We start from the raw sequence: 23,195 nt of genomic DNA on the forward strand, positions 1-23,195 counted from the left end.
CCCGGCACCACGCCGAGAACGCCCCCCCCCCACTCACACACCCGCTAAACTCACACACCCGCTAAAGCGAAGAAGCCGCCCGAGCTATCGCAGAGGCAAACGTGGACACCTCGGTGTACACCCCCGGCACCATCGGCCGCGCACACCCGTCACCCCAGCTGACGATCCCGACCTGAATCCACTTGCCCGCCTCGTCCTTGCGGAACATCGGCCCCCCGGAGTCCCCCTGACAGGTGTCGACCCCGCCACGAGGAATCCCCGCGCAGATCTCCTGCGAGGCGATCAACCGCCCCCCGTAGTGCCGCTTGCACTGCCGGTCGGCCACAAACGGCACCTTGGCCTTGAGCAGCTTCGTGGAACCCGTGTTCGCGTTCTCCGCGGGGTCGCCCCACCCGGCGATGGTGAACGTCCCCCTGTTGTACCGGGTGGTCGTCGCGATCTTCAGCGTCGGCAGCTCGATGGGCCGGGCGAGCTTGATGAGCGCCCAGTCCTTGCCGTTGCCGTTGTAGCCCGGGGCCTGGACGACCTTGGTGGACCTGACCTTGATCGCCCCGGACGCGTTGAGGTTGGCGACCCCGGCGGTCGCGGTGATGCGGTTGGTGTCGCCCGAGCCGTCCACGCAGTGCGCGGCGGTCAGGACGACGTCCTTCTTGTAGAGCGAGCCGCCACAGCCCATGGACAGGCTGACCATGAACGGGAACTCACCCTGCGCGGCGGGCGAGCCGCCGACTATCGGGGCGGGCGCGGCATGCGCGGCGACGGGCTGGAGGCTGGCCGTCGCGAGAGCGACGGCACCGACGGCCGCGGCCCGCCGGAAGGCGGATCTCCTGAGGAGACCGAGCGTTCTATTGGTCAACTTGTTCCCTTTCGAGGGGGCTTGAGCGCACAGAAGAGTGCACAGAAGTATGAAGATCATGCGGCATGCGAGGCAAGGGTGGATGTCACGTACACGTCGGGCAACCCAACCCGCCGGAAACCGCTCGCGTCCCCTTAAGGTGGAACGAGGTTCGGGGCCTTTCGGGAGCTTCGGGACTTTGGGGGTTCGGACGTGGCGAACGGCGGTCCGGTCAAGCACGGCTACCCGCACCTGGAGACGGTGCGCGCGGCGGTCACCGCGCTGTACAAGCGGCTCTCGTACGACACCGTCCACACGTTCGCCGCCAGCGTGGCCCCCGCCGACGTGGCGTTCTGCGACACGGACGACCTGTATCTGGGCGCGCAGCGGGTGGCCCGCGAACTGGTGCGTCACTTCCGGCTGCCGGACGCCCGCATGATCGTGAGCTTCCGGGAGATGGAGCACGCGGCGAGTGTCGAGCTGGCCGCGGGGCCGGAGTACTTCATCGAGCTGAACGACCGCTTCCGTACCCACCGCCGTGACATCGGCGCCGCGCTGGCGCACGAGGTGATGCACGTCTATCTGCACCGCCTGGACCTGTCCTTCCCCGGCACCCGGGACAACGAGATCCTCACGGACACGGCGACGACGTATCTCGGTGCGGGCTGGCTGCTGCTCGACGCGTACCGGGAGGACGCGTCGTCCTCACAGAAGCTCGGTTATCTGACGCCGGAGGAGTTCGGGTACGTACTGGCCAAGCGGGCGCTGACGTTCGGTGAGGATCCCGCGACGTGGTTCACCAGTCCGCAGGCGTACACCGCGTACACGCGCGGCCTGGCGCGGGCCCGGGACGACGAGCGGCAGCCGCCGCTGACCGCGGCGGGGTGGGCGGGGCGGCGCCGCTACGCGAAGGACCGCCGCCATGCGCAGGACCGCGCCGGCACGACCACGCCGCCGTCCTCGAAGGTGGCTGCGTGGGCGCCTTCGAAGGCACCCACGGACGCGTCGTACGCCTTCGCGCCGGACGGACGCGGCCCGTTGCGGGTGTCGTTCCCCTGCCCGACCTGTCATCAGCGGATCCGGGTGCCGGTCCGGGGGCGGGTCCGGGCGCGGTGCGGGCTTTGCCGCACGGTGCTGGAGTGCGACACGTAGCACTGGCGTGGGGGGAACCGGCGGGGGGCACTGGTGGCGTGAGGGTATCGGGCTGTACTTACTGCGTCCGTGTTTACCGCGTCCCGTGGACCGTGGTCGGCGCCTGGGCCCGTGCGAGGAGTTCCAGTGCGGCGTGCCCGGCCTCGGCGGGAGTCCATCGGGCCCCCTTGTCGACGCCGGGGCCGGGCCGCCAGCCGTCCATGACGGTGATCCGGCCGCCCTCGGTCTCGAAGACCCGGCCGGTGACCCCGGCACTGGCGGCCGAGCCGAGCCAGACGACGAGCGGTGACACGTTCTCGGGAGCCATCGCGTCGAAGCCGCTGTCCGGCGCCGCCATGACCTGGGCGAAGGCCGTCTCGGTCATCCGGGTCCGCGCGGCCGGCGCGATGGCGTTGACCTGCACTCCGTAGCGCCGCATCTCGGCGGCTGCCACCAGGGTCAGCCCGACGATGCCGGCCTTGGCCGCGCTGTAGTTGCCCTGCCCGACGGACCCGGAGAGGCCCGCTCCGGAGCTGGTGTTGACGACCCGGGCCTGTGGCACGAGCCCTGCCTTGGCCTGCGCCCGCCAGTGCGCGGCGGCCTGCTTGAGCGGCAGGAAGTGGCCCTTCAGGTGGACGCGCATGACGGCGTCCCAGTCGTCCTCGTCAAGATTGACCAGCATGCGGTCGCGCAGGAAGCCGGCGTTGTTCACGAGTGTGTCGAGCCGCCCGAAGGCGTCGAGCGCCGTGTGTACGAGGGAGGCGGCGCCCTCGGTGGTCGCGACGTCCCCGGCGTGTGCGACGGCCTCGCCTCCGGCCGCCCGGATCTCCTCGACGACTTGGCGGGCCGGGGTGTCGGCGCCCGGGGAGCCGTCGAGTCCGACGCCCAGGTCGTTGACGACGACGCGTGCTCCTTCGGCCGCGAAGGCGAGTGCGTGGGCGCGCCCGAGCCCGCGTCCGGCGCCCGTGACGACCACCACCCGCCCCTCGCAGAGACCGGCGCCCGCACCTGTGCCTGGGTCTGGGCCTGAGGCTGGGCCTGAGGCTGGGGCTGGGGCTGGGGCTGAGGCTGGATCTGCCCCTCCCCCTCCCCCTGCTCCTGCTCCTGCTCCTGCTCCTGCGCTCGTGCCCGAGGTCATGTCACTTGTCCTCTTCTCTCCTTGTCGGCCTCTTCGACCCTGTCGGTCCTGTTGACGGTCGCGGCGTCCAGAAACGCGGGCCGTTCGCCGCCGCCGTGGACGAGGAGGCCGGCCCCGGTGATGTACGCGGCGGCGTCCGACGCGAGGAAGACGGCCGCCCTGCCGATGTCCGCGGGCGCGGCGAGCCGCCCGAGCGGGACGGTGCCGGAGACGGCCTCGATGCCGTCCTCGCCCCCGTAGTGCAGGTGGGACAGCTCGGTGCGGACCATCCCGACCACGAGCGTGTTGACCCGCACCTCCGGTGCCCACTCCACGGCCATGGAGCGGGCCAGGTTCTCCAGTCCGGCCTTCGCGGCCCCGTAGGCGGCCGTACCGGGCGAGGGCCTGGTCCCGCTGACGCTGCCGATCATCACGACGGAACCCCGGGCCCGCCTCAGCAGGTCGTACGCAGCCAGGGAGGCGGTGAGAGGCGCGACGAGGTTGAGGTCGATCACGCGCGCGTGCCGCTCGGCGTCCGTCCCCGCGAGCAGCCGGTAGGGCGCGCCGCCCGCGTTGTTGACGAGGACGTCGAGCCGGGGCAGCCGTCCGAAGAAGGCGTGGACGGCAGGCGGGTCGCGCAGGTCGAGGGGGGCGAACCCGACGCCGTCGAGCGGCGCCCGCGGCGGTCTGCGCGCACAGACGACGACCTCGTCGCCCGCCTCGGCGAACGCCCGCGCGATCCCGGCGCCGACGCCCCTGGTCCCGCCCGTGACCACCACGAGCCGCTTGCCCGACCGCTCGCCGGCCACCCCGTCCGGCCACCCCTCCGGTCGCCCGCCCGGCCAGTTGTCCACAGGGCCTCCCGCCCGTCGGTATTGGCTGTTACCTTCGACAGCAGATCGCACCTAACAAACGTTTGGTGGAAAGGTAGCTGATGCGTCCATGAGTGTCTCCACCTCGTCCCCGGAAAAAGGGATTTCCGTCGTCACGGTCGCCTTCCCGCCGGTGAACGCGCTGCCGGTGAGCGGCTGGTTCGAGCTGGCCGACGCCGTGCGCGCGGCGGGACGCGACGCCGGGAACCGCTGTGTGGTGCTGGCCGCCGAGGGCCGGGGGTTCAACGCGGGCGTGGACATCAAGGAGATACAGGCGGCGGGCGACACCGCGCTGCTCGGCGCCAACCGAGGCTGCGCCGAGGCCTTCGCCGCGGTGTACGAGTGCGAGGTGCCGGTGGTGGCGGAGGTGCACGGCTTCTGCCTGGGCGGCGGGATAGGCCTGGTGGGCAACGCGGACGCGATCGTGGCGAGCGACGACGCCACCTTCGGGCTGCCCGAGCTGGACCGGGGCGCGCTGGGCGCGGCCACGCATCTGTCCCGGCTGGTGCCGCAACACCTGATGCGGGCCCTGTACTACACCTCACGCACGGCGACCGCGGCGGAGCTGCACGGGCACGGCTCGGTGTGGCGGGTCGTGGCGCGCGACCGGCTGCGCCCGGCCGTGCTGGAGCTGGCCCGGGAGATCGCGGGCAAGGACGGCCGGCTGCTCCGGCTCGCCAAGGCCGCGCTCAACGGCATCGACCCCGTCGACGTGCGCCGCAGCTACCGCTTCGAGCAGGGCTTCACGTTCGAGGCGGCTCTCGGCGGCACGGGCGAGCGCGTCCGCAACACGTTCGGCACCCGGGGCACGGCCGCGGCCCGGGACACGCTCGAAGTCCGGAACGCGGTCGGGGTCCAGGACGCGGTCGGGGTCCAGGACGCTCACGCGAAGGAAGGCGGGTAAGGATGGGCGACAAGACGATGACCGCCGACGAGGCCGTCTCCCGGCTGGAGAGCGGGACGACCCTCGGTATCGGAGGCTGGGGCTCCCGCCGCAAACCGATGGCTCTCGTGCGGGCACTGCTGCGCTCCACGATCACCGATCTCACGGTCGTCTCGTACGGCGGCCCGGACGTCGGCATGCTGGCGGCGGCCGGGCGGATACGGAAACTGGTCGCGCCTTTCGCGACGCTCGACTCGATCCCGCTCGAACCGCACTTCCGGGCGGCCCGCGAGAGCGGCTCGCTCGAACTGATGGAGATCGACGAGGCGATGTTCATGTGGGGGCTGCGGGCAGCAGCCAACCGGCTTCCGTTCCTGCCGGTGCGGGCCGGTATCGGTTCGGACGTGATGCGGGTCAACCCCGGCCTGCGTACGGTCACTTCGCCGTACGAGGACGAGTCGACGGGCGTGCGCGAGACCTTCGTCGCCATGCCCGCCCTGCGGCTGGACGCGGCTCTGGTCCATGTGAACCGCGCCGACCGCGCGGGAAACGGCCAGTATCTGGGCCCCGACCCGTACTTCGACGACCTGTTCTGCGAGGCGGCCCGGACGGCGTACGTGTCCTGCGAGCGGATCGTCGACACGGCGGAGCTGACGAAGGCGGCCCCGCCCCAGACCCTGCTGATCAAGCGGCTGAACGTGAACGGCGTGGTGGAGGCGCCGGGTGGCGCGCACTTCACGTCGTGCGTGCCCGACCACGACCGGGACGAGTCCTTCCAACGGCTCTACGCGTCCATGCCGTGGCCCGAGTTCGCCGAGAGGTTCCTCGCGGGCGACGAACAGGCCTACCGGACCGCCGTCGAGGCATGGCACGAGGAGCAGTCATGAGCGCGGCCCCGGGTGCGTCCCCGGACACGACGCCGGGCAGCACACCGGGTGCGTCCCGCGGCGCGACCCCGAGCCCGCCCCGGAACGGAGTGACCCGCGCCGAGTACTGCGTGATCGCCTGCGCGGAGGCGTGGCGGGGCGACGGGGAGATACTGGCCAGTCCGATGGGCCCGATCCCGTCCATAGGGGCCCGGCTCGCCCGGCGCACCTTCTCGCCCGACCTGCTGCTGACCGACGGCGAGGCACTGCTGGTCGGTCCCGACGGCAGTCCGGAGGGGTGGTTGCCGTACCGGCAGCATCTGGCCCTGGTGACCGGCGGGCGCCGGCACGTGATGATGGGCGCGAGCCAGCTCGACCGTTTCGGCAACCAGAACATCTCCTGCGTGGGCGACTGGGAGCGGCCCGCGCGGCAGTTGCTCGGGGTGCGCGGCGGCCCCGTCAACACGCTGAACAACCCGGTCAGTTACTGGGTGCCCAGACACTCGACGCGGGTCTTCGTGGAGAAGGTCGACATGATCGGCGGGGTGGGGTACGACAGCGCCGCGGCGGCCGGTCCCGCGGCGACGCGTTTCCACCGCATCCCGCGGGTGGTGTCGAACCTCGGAGTGTTCGACTTCGCGACCGAGGACCACTCCATGCGGCTCGCCTCGCTGCATCCGGGGGTGACGGTCGAGGAGGTCGTGGCGGCGACGGGCTTCGAGCTGACCGTCCCGGCGGACGTCCCGTACACGCGTGAACCGTCCCCGGCTGAGCTGGCATCGATCCGCGAGGACCTGGACCCGAAGGGTCTGCGCGACCGCGAGGTCAAGGGCTGATGGAGACCGCCCTCACACGGCTCGTCGGTGTCCGGCATCCGATCGTGCAGACGGGTATGGGCTGGGTGGCGGGCCCGCGTCTGGTCTCGGCGACGGCGAACGCGGGGGCGCTGGGCATCCTCGCCTCCGCGACGATGACTCCCGATCAGCTGCGGGCGGCGATCAGGGAGGTCCGGTCCCGTACGGAGGCGCCGTTCGGGGTGAATCTCCGCGCGGACGCGGGTGACGCCCGCGAGCGGGTCCGGATCATCGTGGAGGAGGGGGTGCGGGTCGCCTCGTTCGCGCTCGCGCCGTCCCGTGAGCTGATCGCCGAGCTGAAGGACGCGGGCGTGGTCGTCGTTCCCTCGATCGGGGTCCGCCGTCATGCCGAGAAGGTCGCGGCGTGGGGAGCGGACGCGGTGATCGTGCAGGGTGGCGAGGGCGGCGGCCACACCGGCGAGGTGGCGACCAGCGTGCTCCTCCCCCAGGTCGTGGACGCGGTCGGTATACCCGTCGTCGCCGCGGGAGGCTTCTTCGACGGCCGGGGCCTGGTCGCGGCGCTCGCGTACGGCGCCGCGGGTGTCGCCATGGGCACCCGGTTCCTCCTCACCTCGGACTCGACGGTGCCGGACGCGGTGAAGGCCCGGTATCTCGCGGCCACGGTCAAGGACGTCACGGTGACGACCGCCGTGGACGGCCTGCCGCACCGCATGCTCCGTACGGACCTGGTCGACTCCCTGGAGGGAGCGGGCCGTACGAGAACGCTGACCCGGGCGGTGCGCAGAGCCGCCGGCTTCAGAAGGCTCTCGGGTCTCGGCTGGCGGCAACTGATCCGCGACGGTCTGGCGATGAGGCACGGCAAGGACCTGACCTGGAGCCAGGTGCTGCTCGCCGCCAACACGCCCATGCTCCTGCGGGCGTCCATGGTGGAAGGCCGTACGGACCTGGGCGTGATGGCGTCGGGCCAGGTGGCGGGCGTGATCGACGACCTGCCGTCGTGCGTGGACCTGGTGGAGAGGGTGATGGAGGAGGCGCGGCGGACACTGCGCGCACTCCCCGATCCGGCCTCACCATGAGCGCCCTGAGGGGGCGCCCGCGGCGCACGAGCCGACCTCACAGGGCAGAGCCGACCTCACAGGGCAATACACCTAGAGCCGCTCCACGACGGTCACGTTCGCCTGTCCCCCGCCTTCGCACATCGTCTGCAGTCCGAACCGTCCCCCGGTCCGCTCCAGTTCGTGCAGCAAGGTCGTCATCAACTTCACCCCCGTGGCCCCCAGGGGGTGCCCGAGCGCGATCGCGCCCCCGTTGACGTTGACCCGGTCGGGGTCCGCCCCGGTCTCCTTCAGCCAGGCGAGGACGACGGGCGCGAACGCCTCGTTGATCTCGACGAGGTCGATCTCCCCGATGGACATCCCGGCCTTCTTCAAGGCGTGGGCGGTGGCGGGGATCGGCGCCGACAGCATCCGTATCGGATCCTCACCCCGCACGGAGAGGTGGTGCACGCGGGCCCGGGGAGTGAGTCCGTGTGCACGGACGGCCCGTTCGGAGGCGAGCAGCATCGCGGCGGCTCCGTCGGACACCTGGGAGGAGCAGGCGGCGGTGATGGTGCCGCCCTCGATGACCGGTCGCAGGCCCGCCATCTTCTCCAGCGAGGTGTCCCGGCGCGGCCCCTCGTCGACCGTGACGTCCCCGAACGGCACGGTCTCCCGTTCGAAGCGGCCCTCGTCGATCGCGCGGAGCGCCCGCCGGTGGGACCGCAGGGCGAACTCCTCCTGGTCCCGCCGGCTGATCCCCCACTTGGCGGCGATGGACTCGGCGCCGAGGAACTGGTTGACGGGCCGGTCCCCGTACCGGGCCCGCCATCCCTCGCTGCCGGCGAACGGTCCCTGGGTGAGGCCCAGCGGCTCGGCGGCCTGCCGGGAGGCGAACGCGATGGGTATCTGTGTCATGTTCTGGACGCCGCCCGCGATCACGAGGTCCTGTGTGCCGGACAGGACGCCCTGGGCGGCGAAGTGCAGGGCCTGCTGCGAGGAACCGCACTGCCGGTCGATCGTCACCCCCGGCACCTCCTCGGGCAGTCCGGCCGCCAGCCAGGACGTGCGGGCGATGTCACCGGCCTGCGGTCCCACGGCGTCCAGACACCCGAAGACGACGTCCTCGACGGCGGCCGGGTCGACTCCGCAGCGCGTGACCAGCGCCTTGAGCACATGCGCCCCGAGATCGGCGGGATGGACCCCGCTCAGGCCGCCCTTGCGACGCCCGACGGGCGTACGGACCGCTTCGACGATGTAGGCCTCGGCCATGCCAACTCCCCTGGATCAGCTGTATGAAGCGCGATCGACCGCGATCAACCGCGTACGGCGATCCCGTCCAGCACCATCGACAGGTACTGGCGGGCGATCTCGTCCGGGCTGTGCTGTCCGCCGGGCCGGTACCAGGACGCGGCGACCCACACGGTGTCGCGCACGAACCGGTAGGTGAGCCGGATGTCGAGGTCGTCCCGGAAGACCTCGCCGGCCACGCCCCGCTCCAGCGTGGCGAGCCACGCCTTCTCGAACTTGCGCTGCGACTCGGCGAGGAACGCGAAGCGCTCCTGCGCGACGAGCTGCTTGGACTCCTTCTGGTAGATCGCGACGGCAGCGCGGTGCCGGTCGATCTCCCGGAACGACTCGGTGACCAGGGCCTCCAGCGTCTCGCGCGGCCCCAGTCCGGCGTCGAGAACGGTGTCGTAGCCGTCCCAGAGCTCGTCGAGGAAGGTCCGCAGGATCTCCTCCAGCATCGATTCCTTGGAGTCGAAGTGGTAGTAGAGGCTGCCCGCGAGCATGCCCGCGTGGTCCGCGATCTTGCGCACGGTGGTGGCGTTGTAACCCTGCTCGGCGAAGACCTCGGCGGCGGTGCCGAGGAGTTCACGGCGCCGCTCGGGCGAGGCGGTCACCTGGGGCTTCTTCTTGGTAGGCACGGCACCATTGTGAGGTGCGAGCCGCGCGCCCCGGCGGAGCGCTCACGCATGCTGGCTGCTCACGGAGACCACCTCGCCCGTCAGGTACGAGGAGTACCCGGACGCCAGGAACACGATCACGTTGGCCACCTCCCACGGCTCGGCGTACCGCCCGAACGCCTCGCGGGCCGTCAGCTCCGCCAGCAGTTCGGGAGTCGTCACCTTCACCAGATGCGGATGCATGGCCAGGCTCGGCGAGACGGCGTTGACCCGGACGCCGAGTCCGGCCGCCTCCATCGCCGCGCACCGGGTCAGCGCCATCACCCCGGCTTTCGCCGCCGCGTAGTGCGCCTGCCCGGCCTGGGCGCGCCAGCCGACCACGGAGGCGTTGTTGACGATCACTCCGCCGTGGCCGCCTTCGCGGAAGGCGCGCAGGGCGGCGCGCGTGCACCGGAACGTGCCGTTCAGTGTCACGTCAAGCACCCGCGACCACTGTTCGTCGCTCATGTCGACGAGGTCCGACGTGCCGCCGAGACCTGCGTTGTTGACCACGATGTCGAGCCGTCCGTGCAGCCTCAGGGCCGTGCCGAAGAGCGCCCGCACCTGGGCTTCGTCGGTGACGTCGCAGGCGAGCGCCGCGACCCCCTCGAACTCCGCCGCCAGCTCCGCCTCGTACTCCTTCAGCCGTCGGCCGTGCGCGTCGCTGATCAGCACGCGCGCGCCCTCCTCCAGGAAGCGGCGGGCCGTGGCCCCGCCGATGCCCGCGCCGGCGGCGGCCGTGATGACGGCGGTGCGTCCCTTCAGCAGCCCGTGCCCGGGCTCGTACACCGGACCCTCGACGTCTGTCATAGGGCCACGCTAACCTACCAAACACTTGTTAGGGAACCGGGACGGGCAGGCCGGGCCGGTCGAGCAGGAGGAAGGTGGCCGTGGATCTCACGTACTCCCCCGGCGATCAGGCGTTCCGCGCCGAGGCCAGGGCCTGGCTCGACGCGCACGTACCGGCCGCGCCGCTGCCTTCCCTGGAGACCGAGGAGGGCTTCGCGGCCCACCGTGCCTGGGAGGCCGGACTGGCCGCGGACCGCTGGTCGGTGGTGTCCTGGCCGCTCGCGTACGGCGGACGGGACTGCGGGCTGGTGCGGTGGCTGGTCTTCGAGGAGGAGTACTGGGCGGCGGGTGCCCCGGGCCGGGTCGGGCAGAACGGCGTCAACCTCCTCGCCCCGACGCTCTTCGACCACGGCACCGAGGAGCAGCGTGCGCGGATCCTGCCGCCGATGGCCCGCGGCGAGGTCGTCTGGGCCCAGGCGTGGTCCGAGCCGGAGGCCGGGTCCGACCTCGCCTCGCTGCGGTCGAGGGCGGTGCGTGCGGACGGCGGCTGGCTCCTGAGCGGACAGAAGACGTGGTCGTCGCGGGCCGCGTTCGCCGACCGCGCGTTCGGCCTCTTCCGCAGCGAGCCGGACACCCCGAAGCCCCATCAGGGCCTCACCTACCTGATGTTCGACCTGCGGGCGCCGGGCGTGACCGTCCGCCCGATCGGCCGGCTGGACGGGAAGCCGGCCTTCGCCGAACTCTTCCTCGACGAGGTGTTCGTACCGGACGAGGACGTGATCGGCGAGCCCGGCTCGGGGTGGCGGGTGGCGATGTCCACGGCGGGCAACGAACGCGGTCTGACGCTCCGCGCCCCGGGCCGCTTCCTGGCGTCGGCGGACCGGCTGGCCGCGCTGTGGCACGAGCGCGGCCGGGACCCGTACACGCGCGACCGGGTGGCCGACGCGGTGATCGGCGCCCGCGCGTACCGGTTGTTCACTTACGCGGCGGCGTCGCGCTTCCTCGAAGGCGAGCCCCTCGGCCCCGAGTCCAGCCTGAACAAGGTCTTCTGGTCCGAGTACGACATCGCCCTGCACGAGACGGCGCTCGATCTGCTGGGCGGAGAAGGGGAGGCGGCGGATGCCGGAGGCGGGTGGGGCGAGGGGTACGTCTTCTCGCTCGCCGGGCCCATCTACGCGGGCACGAACGAGATCCAGCGCGACATCATCGCCGAGCGGCTTCTCGGCCTGCCGAAGGGGCGCCGCTGATGCGTTTCCTGCTGGACCCCGAACAGACCGCCTTCGCCCGCTCGCTGGACGCCCTGCTGACGGCCGCGGACACGCCCGCGGCCGTACGGTCCTGGGGCGCCGGCGACCACGCGGCCGGGCGCGCGCTGTGGTCGCGCATCGCGGACCTCGGGGTGTTCGCCCTGGCGGTACCCGAGGCGTACGAAGGGCTCGGGCCGCGCCCCGTCGAGGTCGCCGTCGCCTTCGTGGAGCTGGGCAGGCACGCGGTGCCGGGGCCGTCGGTGGAGACGGTGGCGGCGGCGGCGCTGCTCTCGGAGCCGCGTCTCGCGCACCTCGCGAAGAGGTTCCTGCCGGGAGTGGCCTCGGGTGGGACGGTCATGACGCTGGCCCTGCCGGGTGGGGGGCCGTACGTCCTGGACGGGGACGTGGCGGACGTCGAGCTGGGCGTCGGCGTGACGGGCGCCGGGGAATTGCGGGTGGCGCGGGAGGCGGCCGGTCCCGAAGGGGGGACTTCGCGGGTGCGCCGGTCCCTCGATCCCGCCCGGCGTCTGTGCCTCCCCCGCCCCGGGGGTGAGCTGCTGGCCACCGGGCCGCCGGTCGTCGCGGGCGCCGCGCACGCCGTTCGCTGGGCACGGCTCGCGACGGCGGCCCAGGCGCTGGGAGTGGGTCTCGCCCTGCTCGACAGGACCGTGGCGTACGTGAAGCAGCGCAGCCAGTTCGGGGTGCCCGTCGGTTCGTTCCAGGCGGTCCGGCACCGGCTGGCCGACGCGAAGATCGCGCTGGAGTTCGCGCGCCCGCTGGTCCTCGGCGCCGCGCTGTCGCTGGACCCGGCGGACGTCGCCGCGGCGAAGGTCGCGGCCTGCGAGGCGGCGTACGCGACGGCCCGTACGGCCCTGCAGTTGCACGGCGCGATCGGTTACACCGCGGAGTACGACCTCTCGTTGTGGCTGACCAGGGCGCGGGCGCTGCGGTCCGCGTGGGGAAGCCCGGGCGAGTGCCGGGCCGTGGTGCTGGGCGACGGTGCCGATGCCGGTTTCGGCTGACTCCTTCGTGCCCCGGACGCCTTCGTGCCCCGGACGCCCTCAGTGGTGGTCGTCGCTGCCGGTGAGTTCGCGGTACTCCTCAACGGTCGGCTTGGGGATGTGCGCGTTCTGGCCGTACATGGCGTGGGCGAGGCGCGCCCGCAGGCGTCGGGTGGCTTTGACCTTGCGTTCGACGCCGTTCGCGTCGACGAGCGGGCCCACGTCGTAGGGCGGGACCTGGTCGTGCTGGGTGAGGGTGAACCGCTGGGCCTGGGTGAGGGGTTCGTGCACCTCGACGTACTCGCCGTGCGGCAGCCGCCTGATCGTGCCGGACTCCCTGCCGTGCAGCACCTTGTCGCGGTCGCGGCGCTGGAGGCCCAGACAGACGCGTTTGGTGACGACGAAGGCGAGGAGCGGTACGAGCAGGACGGCGATCCGTACGGACCAGGTGATCGTGTTGATCGACAGGTGGAGATGGGTGGCGACGATGTCGTTGCCGCCGCCGACGAGCAGTACGGCGTACAGGCTCAGCCAGGACACGCCCAGTGCGGTGCGGGTGGGGACGTTGCGGGGGCGGTCGAGGATGTGGTGCTCGCGTTTGTCACCGGTGATCCACGCCTCGATGAACGGGTAGACACCGATCGCCAGCAGGATCAGCGGGAAGAGGGCGAAGGGGATGAAGACGCCCAGTTGCAGGGTGTGGCCCCAGGCGTTGATCTCCCATCCCGGCATCACCCGGATCAGGCCCTCGGAGAAGCCGAGGTACCAGTCGGGCTGGGCGCCGGTGGTGACCAGGTCCGCGCGGTAGGGGCCGAACGCCCAGACGGGGTTGATCGTGGCGATCGCGCCCATCATCGACAGCACGCCGAAGACCAGGAAGAAGAAGCCGCCCGCCTTGGCCATGTAGACCGGCATGAACGGCATGCCGACGACCGATTTCTGGTCGCGGCCGGGGCCGGGGTACTGCGTGTGCTTGTGGTAGAAGACCAGGATCAGATGGGCGACGACCAGGCCGAGCATGATCCCGGGCAGCAGGAGGACGTGGACCGGGAAGAGCCTGGAGATGATGTCGTGCCCCGGGAACTCCCCTCCGAAGAGGAAGAAGGAGAGGTACGTACCCACGAGCGGGACGGCCAGGACGGCCCCCTGGGAGAAGCGGATGCCGGTGCCGGAGAGCAGGTCGTCGGGGAGCGAGTAGCCGGTCAGACCGGTGAGGATGCCGAGGAACAGCAGGAGCCAGCCGAAGGCCCAGTTCAGCTCGCGCGGCTTGCGGAACGCACCGGTGAAGAACACGCGCATCATGTGCACGAGCATCCCGGCGACGAAGACGAGCGCCGCCCAGTGGTGGATCTGGCGGATGAGGAGTCCGCCGCGTACGTCGAAGCTGATGTCGACGGTGGACTCGTAGGCCCTGGTCATGATGATGCCGTTGAGTGGCTCGTACGAGCCGTTGTAGACCACTTCCACGCCGCTGGGCTCGAAGAAGAGGGTGAGGTAGACGCCGGTGAGGATCAGGATGAGGAAGCTGTAGAGGCAGATCTCGCCGAGCATGAAGGACCAGTGGTCCGGGAACACCTTGCGCAGCTGGGTCTTGGCGAGGGTGTAGACGCCGAGGCGTCCGTCGGCCCAGTCGGCGACGCGTTCGCCGCGGCCGGCGTCGGCCGGCCGTTTTCCGCTCCGCCCGTCCATGGGGGCTCCCTTCAGGCTCAGTTCAGAGTGGCACGGCCACCGACGAAGACGAAGAGTTTGTTCAGCCCGTCCTTGCCCGCCCACTTCTGGGGGCACGGTTCAGGGGGGTGATTCAGGGGCGCGGGGAACGGCGCAGTCCTTGGCTTTTCGCCCGCAGGGGCGCGGGGAACGGCGCAGTCTTTCGCTTTTGGGGGCGCGGGGAACGGCGCAACCTGCCCCGAGCGGGCCGCCCTACCCCGCCGCCCGCCCCCGGAACGCCCGCAGCGCAAGAACCCTCTCCCGCGCCGCGTCGGACATCAGCTCGACCAGCGGAAGCACCAGCTCCCACAGGTCCTCCTTGTCGACCCCCCGGGCCAGCGCGTCGAGCCCCGCGTCGTCGAGCGCCCCCGCGGCCCCCGCCACCACCCGCCGCGCGCTCGGCGGCAACACCCGTACGAGTGGCAGGAACTCCCCCCAGAGACCGGTCGCCACCACCCCGCGGACGAGCCCGTCCAGCACCGCTGGGTCCCGCAGCGCGGGCAGCGCGGCGACGGCCCGCAGTTCGTCCTCGCTCAGCAGCGACACGATCGGCAGCAGCGACTCCCACAGGTCCTGCTCGGCCGTGACGCGTATCAGGGAGTCGAGCCGGGCCTCGGGCTGCGCGGCGGTCAGCGACGCGATCCGGGCCCCCTGCTCACCGGCCGCCATGCCCGCGACGGCGATGGCCTCGGGCCACAGGCCGTGGTCGGCGGCGGCCGTGATGACCGCGGTGACCCGTTCGTCGTCGAGCAGTCCGACGATGTGTCCGAGCCGCTCGGGGTGGTCGATGACGAAGCCCGTGCGCAGCAGAGTCGTTTCGTCGAGTCGCGGCAGGACGCTGTTCAGCGCCGAGTCCCGCAGATGGCCGACGAACCGGCCCATCGTGAGGTGGTCGCCGCGCTCGGCGAGGACGAGGGCGATGCGTACGACGATGTCGTCGTCGAGCCTGCCCATGATCCCGGCGATACGGCGCGGGTCGACGTGGTGGCAGCAGCGGGCCGTGAAGTCGACGGGGAGCCGGTCGATGATGTCGGCCGCGCGGGCCGGTTCGAGGCGTCCGGCGAGCGCGGCGGCCAATCGCGGGCCCAGTGCTTTCTGGGCGATGCCCGCGGCGACGGACGCGGGCAGCAGTCTCGTCATGGCGGCGATGCGGTCGAGCAGGGCGGCGTCCTCGCCGAAGAGCGCGGCGACGGCCCGCTCGCGGAAGACGCGTACGTCGTCGGCGGGCAGCTCTTCGAGGAACGCCAGTCGCTGTGGCTCGACGTCCAGCAGCCGGGCGAGCTTGAGGGTCTCGGCTCTGCCGCGCAGTGTGTCCATGCGAGTTCCCTCAGCGGAAGAGCATCCGGCGGACGGGTTGCCTGGTCAGGGCTGGTACGAGGGTGAGGGCGTCCTCGACGGACTCGTTCAGCCCGGACGTCCGGCGCTGCCGTGCCCGGCGCAGTGCCTCGGCGAGCAACCGGGCCTGCGGGCCGTCCAGTTCACCGAAGGCGTCCGGCAGTGGAACACCCAACTCCGCCCGCAGCAGGGCTCGTTCCTCCGCGCTCACTGGTCCTCCCCCGATGCTCACAGACAGTCCACCCGATGCGGCACGGCACCCTGCGCCGATCGTACTCTTTGCTCATGAAACGCGCTGGCCGTCTGCTGTTCGCCGTCGTCCCCCTGTTCGCGGTGGCGGCCTGTTCCGTCGTGCCCGGCGGGAGCGGTGACGGTGCGCGTCAGGACGGCGGGAGCGCGACTCCCGACGTCCGGAAGGCCGGCCTGGACGCGCCGGAGAAGAAGGAGCTGGCCCAGCGGATCGTGTCCAGCGCGGAGAACTCCAGTCTGGACTGGCGGGCGCAGTACGACTACATCGAGGACATCGACGACGGCCGCGGGTACACGGCGGGCATCATCGGCTTCACCACCGGGACGCACGATCTGCTCGTCCTGGTCGAGCGCTACACGAAGTCCCGTCCGGACAACGCTCTGGCCCGCTATCTGCCCGCTCTGCGCGAGGTCGACGGCTCCGCGTCCCACGACGGGCTGGGCTCCGCGTTCGTGGCCGCCTGGAAGGCGGAGTCGCGCAAGGCGGCGTTCCGGCGGGCTCAGGATTCCGAGCGGGACCGGGTGTACTTCGACCCCGCGGTGCGGCTCGCGAAGCGGGACGGGCTGGGGGTGCTGGGGCAGTTCGTCTACTACGACGCCATGGTGATGCACGGGCCCGGCAGGGATCCCGGCTTCTACGGCATCCGCGAGCGGGCGATGGCGGAGGCGGACACTCCTGCGGAGGGCGGCGGGGAGAAGTCGTACCTGGACATCTTCCTGGACGTGCGGAAGAAGACGATGGAGGACGAGGGGCGTGGGGACACGTCCCGTGTGGACACGGCTCAGCGGCGGTTCCTGTACGACGGGAATCTGGACCTGGACACGCCGCTGAAGTGGCAGGTGTACGGCCAGTCGTACGAGGTGAAGTAGGCCTTTTTTCCCGCCCCCGCCGCCCCTACCCGTTCCCGTCACCGCATGGGGGCTCCGCCCCCTCGCCCCCCTTTGCGCAGTTCCCCGCGCCCCTGAAGGCCCAGGGGCGCAACGGCGCCCGGACGCACCACGGCGCCCGCCAGGTCCGGTCGGGGACTGGGGCAGGCGCCGCGCTCAGTTCCGTACACCGTTGTACGGGACGTCTTTGGGGGTGGAGCGTCAGACCATCAGGGAGCGGTCCGTGGGACGGACCGGCGCCGGCAGTTCGCTGGCCCCGGTCAGGAAGCGGTCGACCCCGCGGGCGGCCGAGCGGCCCTCCGCGATGGCCCAGACGATGAGGGACTGCCCGCGCCCGGCGTCACCGGCGACGAACACGCCGGGCACGTTGGTCGCGTAGTCGCGGTCGCGGGCGATGTTGCCGCGCTCGTCGAGGTCGAGGGCGAACTGGGAGACCAGTCCGTTCTCCTGGTCGGTGCCGGTGAAGCCCATGGCGAGGGTGACGAGCTGGGCGGGGATCTTGCGCTCCGTGCCCGGCTTGGGGGTGAGCTTGCCGTCGATGAACTCGACCTCACCGAGGTGCAGCCACTGGACGTTGCCGTCCTCGTCGCCCTCGAAGTGGGTGGTGGAGACGGCGTAGACCCGCTCGCCGCCCTCCTCGTGCGCGGAGGTCACCTTGTAGAGCATGGGGAAGGTCGGCCACGGCTGGTGCGGAGCGCGCTCAGCGCCCGGCTGCGGCATGATCTCCAGCTGGGTGACGGAGGCCGCGCCCTGGCGGTGGGCGGTGCCCACGCAGTCCGCGCCGGTGTCGCCGCCGCCGATGACGACGACGTGCTTGCCCTCGGCGGTGATGGGGGGCGCCACGAAGTCGCCCTCCTGCACCTTGTTGGCGAGCGGCAGGTACTCCATCGCGAAGTGGATGCCGTTCAGTTCGCGGCCGGGGACCGGCAGGTCGCGGGAGACGGTGGCGCCGGCCGCGATGACCACGGCGTCGTACCGCTTGCGCAGGTCGGTGGCCTTGAGGTCGCGGCCGATCTCGATGCCCGTGCGGAAGCGGGTGCCCTCCGCGCGCATCTGCTCGATGCGGCGGTTGATGTGCCGCTTCTCCATCTTGAACTCGGGGATGCCGTAGCGCAGGAGGCCACCGACGCGGTCCGCGCGCTCGTAGACGGCGACCGTGTGGCCGGCCCGGGTGAGCTGCTGTGCGGCGGCCAGGCCCGCGGGACCGGAGCCGATGACGGCGACCGTCTTGCCGGAGAGGCGCTCGGGGACGCGGGGGGCGACGTCGCCGCTGTCCCACGCCTTGTCGATGATCGAGACCTCGACGTTCTTGATGGTCACGGCGGGCTGGTTGATGCCCAGCACGCACGCCGACTCGCAAGGGGCGGGGCACAGCCGGCCGGTGAACTCCGGGAAGTTGTTCGTGGCGTGCAGCCGATCGGACGCGGCGGACCAGTCCTCGCGGTACGCGAAGTCGTTCCACTCGGGGATGAGGTTCCCCAGCGGACAGCCCTGGTGGCAGAACGGGATGCCGCAGTCCATGCAGCGCGAGGCCTGCGTGGGGATGATCGGCAGGAGGGAGCCCGGGACGTAGACCTCGTTCCAGTCCCTGACGCGCTCCTCGACGGGGCGGGTCCTGGCGACCTCTCGGCCATGGTTCAGAAAGCCCTTGGGATCAGCCATTGGTCGCCGCCTCCATCATCTTCTCGGTGATCGCGGACTCGTCGAGTCCGGCTCGCTCGGCGGCGTCCTTGGCGGCGAGCACTGCCTTGTACGTGCTGGGGATGATCTTGCTGAAGCGCTCCACCGCGGTGTCCCACTCGGCCAGCAGCTTCTCGGCGACGGTGGAGGCCGTCTCCTCCTGGTGGCGGCGCACGACGTCGTGCAGCCACTGCTTGTCGGTGTCGTCGAGAGCCTCGACCGCGCCGAGGTTGCCGGCGTTGACGTTGTCGAGGTCCAGGTCGATGACGTACGCGATGCCGCCCGACATGCCGGCCGCGAAGTTGCGGCCCGTCTCGCCGATGACGACGGCGTGGCCGCCGGTCATGTACTCGCAGCCGTGGTCGCCCACGCCCTCGGCGACCACGGTCGCACCGGAGTTGCGGACGCAGAAGCGCTCGCCGGTACGGCCGCGCAGGAAGAGCTCGCCGCCTGTCGCCCCGTACGCGATGGTGTTGCCCGCGATGGTGGAGAACTCGGCGAGGTGGTCGGCGCCCCGGTCGGGGCGGACGATCACCCGGCCGCCGGAGAGGCCCTTGCCGACGTAGTCGTTGGCGTCACCCTCCAGGCGCAGCGTGACGCCGCGCGGCAGGAAGGCGCCGAAGGACTGGCCCGCGCTGCCGGTGAAGGTGATGTCGACGGTGTCGTCGGGCAGGCCCGCGCCGCCGAACTTCTTGGTCACCTCGTGGCCGAGCATGGTGCCGACCGTGCGGTTGATGTTGCGGATGGCGACCTGGGCGCGGACCGGCTGGGCGTCGGTGGCGCCGGTCGCGTTCAGGGCGTCGGCGGCGAGCTTGATCAGCTCGTTGTCGAGCGCCTTCTCCAGGCCGTGGTCCTGCTTGATGGTCTGGTGCAGGGCCGCGCCCTCGGGCAGCGCGGGCACGTGGAAGAGCGGGGCCAGGTCCAGGCCCTGCGCCTTCCAGTGGTCGACCGCGCGGGCCACGTCGAGCGCCTCGGCGTGACCGACGGCCTCCTCGATGGAGCGGAAGCCCAGCTCGGCCAGGATCTCGCGGACCTCTTCGGCGATGAACTTGAAGAAGTTGACGATGTACTCGGCCTTGCCGGTGAACCGGTCGCGCAGGACGGGGTTCTGGGTGGCGATGCCGACCGGGCAGGTGTCGAGGTGGCAGACGCGCATCATGACGCAGCCGGAGACGACGAGCGGCGCGGTCGCGAAACCGAACTCCTCGGCGCCGAGCAGCGCGGCGATGACGACGTCACGGCCGGTCTTCAGCTGGCCGTCGGTCTGTACGACGATGCGGTCGCGCAGGCCGTTGAGGAGCAGCGTCTGCTGGGTCTCGGCGAGGCCGAGCTCCCAGGGACCGCCCGCATGCTTGAGCGAGGTGAGCGGGGAGGCGCCCGTTCCGCCGTCGTGGCCGGAGATCAGGACGACGTCCGCGTGGGCCTTGGAGACACCCGCGGCGACCGTGCCGACGCCGACCTCGGAGACCAGTTTCACGTGGATCCGCGCCTGCGGGTTCGCGTTCTTCAGGTCGTGGATCAGCTGGGCGAGGTCTTCGATGGAGTAGATGTCGTGGTGCGGGGGCGGGGAGATGAGGCCCACGCCGGGGGTGCTGTGCCGGGTCTTGGCGACCCACGGGTAGACCTTGTGGCCGGGCAGCTGGCCGCCCTCGCCGGGCTTGGCGCCCTGGGCCATCTTGATCTGGATGTCGTCCGCGTTGACCAGGTACTCGGAGGTGACGCCGAAGCGGCCGGAGGCGACCTGCTTGATGGAGGAGCGGCGCGCCGGGTCGTAGAGGCGGTCCGGGTCCTCGCCGCCCTCACCGGTGTTGGACTTGGCGCCCAGCTGGTTCATGGCGATGGCGAGCGTCTCGTGGGCTTCCTTGGAGATGGAGCCGTACGACATGGCGCCGGTGGAGAAGCGCTTGACGATCTCGCTGACCGGCTCGACCTCGTCGATCGAGATCGGCTCGCGGCCCGAGTCGAAGCCGAACAGGCCGCGCAGCGTCATGAGGCGCTCGGACTGCTCGTTCACCCGGTCCGTGTACTTCTTGAAGATGTCGTAGCGGTTGCTGCGCGCCGAGTGCTGGAGGCGGAAGACCGTCTCGGGGTCGAACAGGTGCGGCTCGCCCTCGCGGCGCCACTGGTACTCGCCGCCTATGTCGAGGGCGCGGTGCGCGGGCGCGATGCCGCTGGCCGGGTACGCCTTCGCGTGGCGGGCGGCGACCTCCTTGGCGACGACGTCGATGCCGACGCCGCCGATCTTGGTGGCGGTGCCGCTGAAGTACTTCTGCACGAAGGCCGTGTCGAGGCCGACGGCCTCGAAGACCTGGGCGCCGCGGTAGGAGGCGACGGTGGAGATGCCCATCTTGGACATGACCTTGAGGACGCCCTTGCCGAGCGCGTAGATCAGGTTGCGGATGGCCTGCTCGGGCTCCATGCCCGGCAGGAACGTACCGGCCCTGACCAGGTCCTCGACGGACTCCATCGCCAGGTACGGGTTGACGGCCGCGGCGCCGAAGCCGATGAGGAGGGCCACGTGGTGGACCTCGCGGACGTCGCCCGCCTCGACCAGCAGGCCCACCTGGGTGCGCTGCTTGGTGCGGATGAGGTGGTGGTGGACGGCCGCGGTGAGCAGCAGCGAGGGGATCGGCGCGTGCTCGGCGTCGGAGTGCCGGTCCGAGAGGACGATCAGCCGGGCGCCGTTCTCGATGGCGGCGTCGGCCTCGGTGCAGATCTCCTCGATACGGGCGGCGAGGGAGTCGCCGCCGCCGGAGACGCGGTACAGGCCGGAGAGCGTCGCGGCCTTCATCCCGGGCATGTCGCCGTCGGCGTTGATGTGGATGAGCTTGGCCAGCTCGTCGTTGTCGATCACCGGGAAGGGCAGGGTGACGCTGCGACAGGACGCGGCGGTCGGTTCGAGGAGGTTGCCCGCGGGGCCGAGCGAGGAGCGCAGCGAGGTGACCAGCTCTTCGCGGATGGCGTCCAGCGGCGGGTTGGTGACCTGCGCGAACAGCTGGGTGAAGTAGTCGAAGAGCAGCCGGGGGCGCTCGGACAGGGCCGCGATCGGGGAGTCCGTGCCCATGGAGCCGAGGGGCTCGCCGGCGGTCTTGGCCATCGGGGCGAGGATGACGCGCAGCTCTTCCTCGGTGTAGCCGAAGGTCTGCTGGCGGCGGGTGACCGAGGCGTGGGTGTGCACGATGTGCTCACGCTCGGGCAGGTCGGAGAGCTCGATCTCGCCGGCTTCCAGCCACTCGGCGTACGGGTTCTCGGCGGCGAGGCCGGCCTTGATCTCGTCGTCCTCGATGATGCGGTGCTCGGCGGTGTCCACGAGGAACATGCGGCCGGGCTGCAGGCGGCCCTTGCGGACGACCTTCGCGGGGTCGATGTCGAGGACGCCGACCTCGGAGCCGAGGACGACGAGGCCGTCGTCGGTGACCCAGTAGCGGCCGGGGCGCAGACCGTTGCGGTCGAGGACCGCGCCGACCTGGGTGCCGTCGGTGAAGGTGACGCAGGCCGGGCCGTCCCAGGGCTCCATCTGGGTGGAGTGGAACTGGTAGAAGGCACGGCGGGCCGGGTCCATGGAGGCGTGGTTCTCCCAGGCCTCCGGGATCATCATGAGCACGGAGTGCGGGAGGGACCGGCCGCCGAGGTGCAGCAGCTCCAGGACCTCGTCGAAGGAGGCGGAGTCGGACGCGTCGGGCGTACAGATCGGGAAGATCCGGTCGAGGCTGTCCTGTGCGCCGAACAGGTCGGAGACGAGCTGGGACTCGCGGGCCGCCATCCAGTTGCGGTTGCCCTTGACCGTGTTGATCTCGCCGTTGTGCGCGACGAAGCGGTACGGGTGGGCGAGCGGCCAGCTCGGGAAGGTGTTGGTGGAGAACCGGGAGTGCACGAGCGCGATCGCGGAGGCGAAGCGGCGGTCGGACAGGTCCGGGAAGAAGGGCTCCAGCTGGCCGGTGGTCAGCATGCCCTTGTAGACGATGGTGCGGGCGGAGAGCGACGGGAAGTACACGCCGGCCTCGCGCTCGGCACGCTTGCGCAGCGCGAACGCCTTGCGGTCGAGGTCGATCCCCTGGCTGGAACCGTCCCCCACGAACACCTGCCGGAAGTGCGGCATCGTCGAGCGGGCGGTGACGCCGAGGAGTCCGGGGGCGACCGGGACCTCGCGCCAGCCGAGCACCGTGAGGTTCTCCTCGGCGGCGATCGTCTCGATGCGTGAGACGGCGTCGGCGGTGACGTCCTCGGGCAGGAAGGCGATGCCGACCGCGTACGAGCCGGCCTCGGGCAGCTCGAATCCGGCCACCTCGCGGAAGAAGGCGTCGGGGACCTGGGACAGGATGCCCGCGCCGTCCCCGGAGTCGGGTTCCGAGCCGGTCGCGCCGCGGTGCTCCAGGTTGCGGAGTACGGTCAGCGCCTGTTCGACCAGCGCGTGGCTCGCCTCACCGGTGAGGGTCGCCACGAAGCCGACGCCGCAGGCGTCGTGCTCGTTGCGCGGGTCGTACATTCCCTGCGCGGCAGGGCGAGCATCCATGAAGGACCAGTTCTGGCCATTCTCGGAGTGCTGGGACGGCTGGCGCGGCGTACGCATCGGCTCTCCCGTCGTCGTCGTGTCTGGGGGGCACCTCCCAGGCCTTGAGGCTCTGGGGGCAAGTGCCGAGGGACGACGTTGGCCCTTAGCGAGAGTGCAAAATTTCGTGCAGGTTACATGATGGAGCGGTTCTCGTGAACCGGATACCGCGTTCCACCATGCGGACGCCACGGGTCGCGGCGGGGCTCCGCTCGTGGCGGCCGGAAAAAGGGGCCTTTTCGGTCAGATCG

18 protein-coding genes and 1 pseudogene are annotated in these 23,195 nt (G+C 71.3%); 8 read left to right on the forward strand and 11 right to left on the reverse strand.

Features of this window, described 5'->3' with window-relative positions; all coding sequences use genetic code 11:
• Positions 1-61: 61 nt before the first annotated feature.
• Positions 62-856 (reverse strand): S1 family serine peptidase, encoded by a 795-nt coding sequence (locus K3769_RS08970; protein WP_267025899.1) that lies wholly within the window; start codon positions 854-856, stop codon positions 62-64.
• A gap of 192 nt (positions 857-1,048) precedes the next feature.
• Here K3769_RS08970 and K3769_RS08975 point away from each other — a divergent pair, with 192 nt between their 5' ends.
• Complete coding sequence (locus K3769_RS08975; RefSeq protein ID WP_267025900.1) at positions 1,049-1,987, forward strand: hypothetical protein; 939 nt, start codon at positions 1,049-1,051, stop codon at positions 1,985-1,987.
• Between the two features lie 73 nt (positions 1,988-2,060).
• Here the strand turns inward: K3769_RS08975 and K3769_RS08980 are convergent.
• Together K3769_RS08980 and K3769_RS08985 are read right to left on the reverse strand one after the other, a co-directional pair.
• A pseudogene (locus K3769_RS08980) lies at positions 2,061-2,960 on the reverse strand (SDR family oxidoreductase); the annotation flags it as partial.
• A gap of 140 nt (positions 2,961-3,100) precedes the next feature.
• Positions 3,101-3,892: an SDR family oxidoreductase gene (locus tag K3769_RS08985; protein WP_267031297.1), complete on the reverse strand. Its 792-nt coding sequence runs from the start codon at positions 3,890-3,892 to the stop codon at positions 3,101-3,103.
• A 133-nt stretch (positions 3,893-4,025) separates the two neighbouring features.
• Here K3769_RS08985 and K3769_RS08990 point away from each other — a divergent pair, with 133 nt between their 5' ends.
• From K3769_RS08990 to K3769_RS09005, 4 genes are read left to right on the forward strand one after another with little or no spacing between them, the layout of a single operon-like run.
• On the forward strand, positions 4,026-4,859 hold the full coding sequence (locus K3769_RS08990; RefSeq protein WP_267025901.1) for an enoyl-CoA hydratase family protein: 834 nt from the start codon (positions 4,026-4,028) through the stop codon (positions 4,857-4,859).
• Positions 4,860-4,861: 2 nt separating this feature from the next.
• Complete coding sequence (locus K3769_RS08995) at positions 4,862-5,725, forward strand: CoA transferase subunit A (protein ID WP_267025902.1); 864 nt, start codon at positions 4,862-4,864, stop codon at positions 5,723-5,725.
• The gene (locus K3769_RS09000; protein ID WP_267025903.1) at positions 5,722-6,540 is read left to right on the forward strand and encodes a CoA-transferase subunit beta; all 819 of its coding nucleotides are present in this window, start codon (positions 5,722-5,724) and stop codon (positions 6,538-6,540) included. Before K3769_RS08995 ends, K3769_RS09000 begins: the two co-directional genes overlap by 4 nt.
• Positions 6,540-7,595, forward strand: coding sequence for an NAD(P)H-dependent flavin oxidoreductase (locus K3769_RS09005; RefSeq protein WP_267025904.1), 1,056 nt, complete (start codon positions 6,540-6,542; stop codon positions 7,593-7,595). The genes K3769_RS09000 and K3769_RS09005 overlap by 1 nt, the downstream gene beginning before the upstream one ends.
• 72 nt (positions 7,596-7,667) lie before the next feature.
• On the opposite strand, the gene K3769_RS09010 is transcribed toward K3769_RS09005, so the two are convergent.
• From K3769_RS09010 to K3769_RS09020, 3 genes are read right to left on the reverse strand one after another with little or no spacing between them, the layout of a single operon-like run.
• Entirely contained in the window at positions 7,668-8,825 is a 1,158-nt protein-coding gene (locus K3769_RS09010; RefSeq protein ID WP_267025905.1) for an acetyl-CoA C-acetyltransferase, read from the reverse strand.
• 44 nt (positions 8,826-8,869) lie between these two features.
• Complete coding sequence (locus K3769_RS09015) at positions 8,870-9,481, reverse strand: TetR/AcrR family transcriptional regulator (RefSeq protein WP_267025906.1); 612 nt, start codon at positions 9,479-9,481, stop codon at positions 8,870-8,872.
• Positions 9,482-9,523: 42 nt separating this feature from the next.
• A complete protein-coding gene (locus K3769_RS09020; protein WP_267025907.1) occupies positions 9,524-10,309 on the reverse strand; it encodes an SDR family oxidoreductase in 786 nt (261 codons plus the stop codon).
• 80 nt (positions 10,310-10,389) lie between these two features.
• On the opposite strand from K3769_RS09020, the gene K3769_RS09025 reads away from it, so the two are divergent.
• Positions 10,390-11,535, forward strand: a complete 1,146-nt coding sequence (locus K3769_RS09025) for an acyl-CoA dehydrogenase family protein (RefSeq protein WP_267025908.1) — start codon at positions 10,390-10,392, stop codon at positions 11,533-11,535.
• Positions 11,535-12,557, forward strand: coding sequence for an acyl-CoA dehydrogenase family protein (locus K3769_RS09030; protein WP_267025909.1), 1,023 nt, complete (start codon positions 11,535-11,537; stop codon positions 12,555-12,557). The genes K3769_RS09025 and K3769_RS09030 overlap by 1 nt, the downstream gene beginning before the upstream one ends.
• Before the next feature lie 39 nt (positions 12,558-12,596).
• On the opposite strand, the gene qcrB is transcribed toward K3769_RS09030, so the two are convergent.
• The 3 genes from qcrB to K3769_RS09045 form a co-directional block, all read right to left on the reverse strand.
• The gene (gene qcrB, locus K3769_RS09035; protein ID WP_267025910.1) at positions 12,597-14,225 is read right to left on the reverse strand and encodes a cytochrome bc1 complex cytochrome b subunit; all 1,629 of its coding nucleotides are present in this window, start codon (positions 14,223-14,225) and stop codon (positions 12,597-12,599) included.
• A 231-nt stretch (positions 14,226-14,456) separates the two neighbouring features.
• Positions 14,457-15,560: a hypothetical protein gene (locus K3769_RS09040; RefSeq protein WP_267025911.1), complete on the reverse strand. Its 1,104-nt coding sequence runs from the start codon at positions 15,558-15,560 to the stop codon at positions 14,457-14,459.
• A gap of 10 nt (positions 15,561-15,570) precedes the next feature.
• A complete protein-coding gene (locus tag K3769_RS09045; RefSeq protein WP_267025912.1) occupies positions 15,571-15,789 on the reverse strand; it encodes a hypothetical protein in 219 nt (72 codons plus the stop codon).
• 74 nt (positions 15,790-15,863) lie between these two features.
• Here K3769_RS09045 and K3769_RS09050 point away from each other — a divergent pair, with 74 nt between their 5' ends.
• A complete protein-coding gene (locus K3769_RS09050; RefSeq protein WP_267025913.1) occupies positions 15,864-16,697 on the forward strand; it encodes a chitosanase in 834 nt (277 codons plus the stop codon).
• A 219-nt stretch (positions 16,698-16,916) separates the two neighbouring features.
• Here K3769_RS09050 and K3769_RS09055 read toward each other — a convergent pair whose 3' ends face one another.
• Both K3769_RS09055 and gltB read right to left on the reverse strand, forming a co-directional pair.
• Complete coding sequence (locus K3769_RS09055; protein ID WP_267025914.1) at positions 16,917-18,377, reverse strand: glutamate synthase subunit beta; 1,461 nt, start codon at positions 18,375-18,377, stop codon at positions 16,917-16,919.
• The gene (gltB, locus tag K3769_RS09060) at positions 18,370-22,965 is read right to left on the reverse strand and encodes a glutamate synthase large subunit (RefSeq protein WP_267025915.1); all 4,596 of its coding nucleotides are present in this window, start codon (positions 22,963-22,965) and stop codon (positions 18,370-18,372) included. The genes K3769_RS09055 and gltB overlap by 8 nt, the downstream gene beginning before the upstream one ends.
• Between the last annotated feature and the right edge of the window lie 230 nt (positions 22,966-23,195).

Source organism: Streptomyces ortus, from assembly GCF_026341275.1.
Classification (GTDB): Bacteria; Actinomycetota; Actinomycetes; order Streptomycetales; family Streptomycetaceae; genus Streptomyces; species Streptomyces ortus.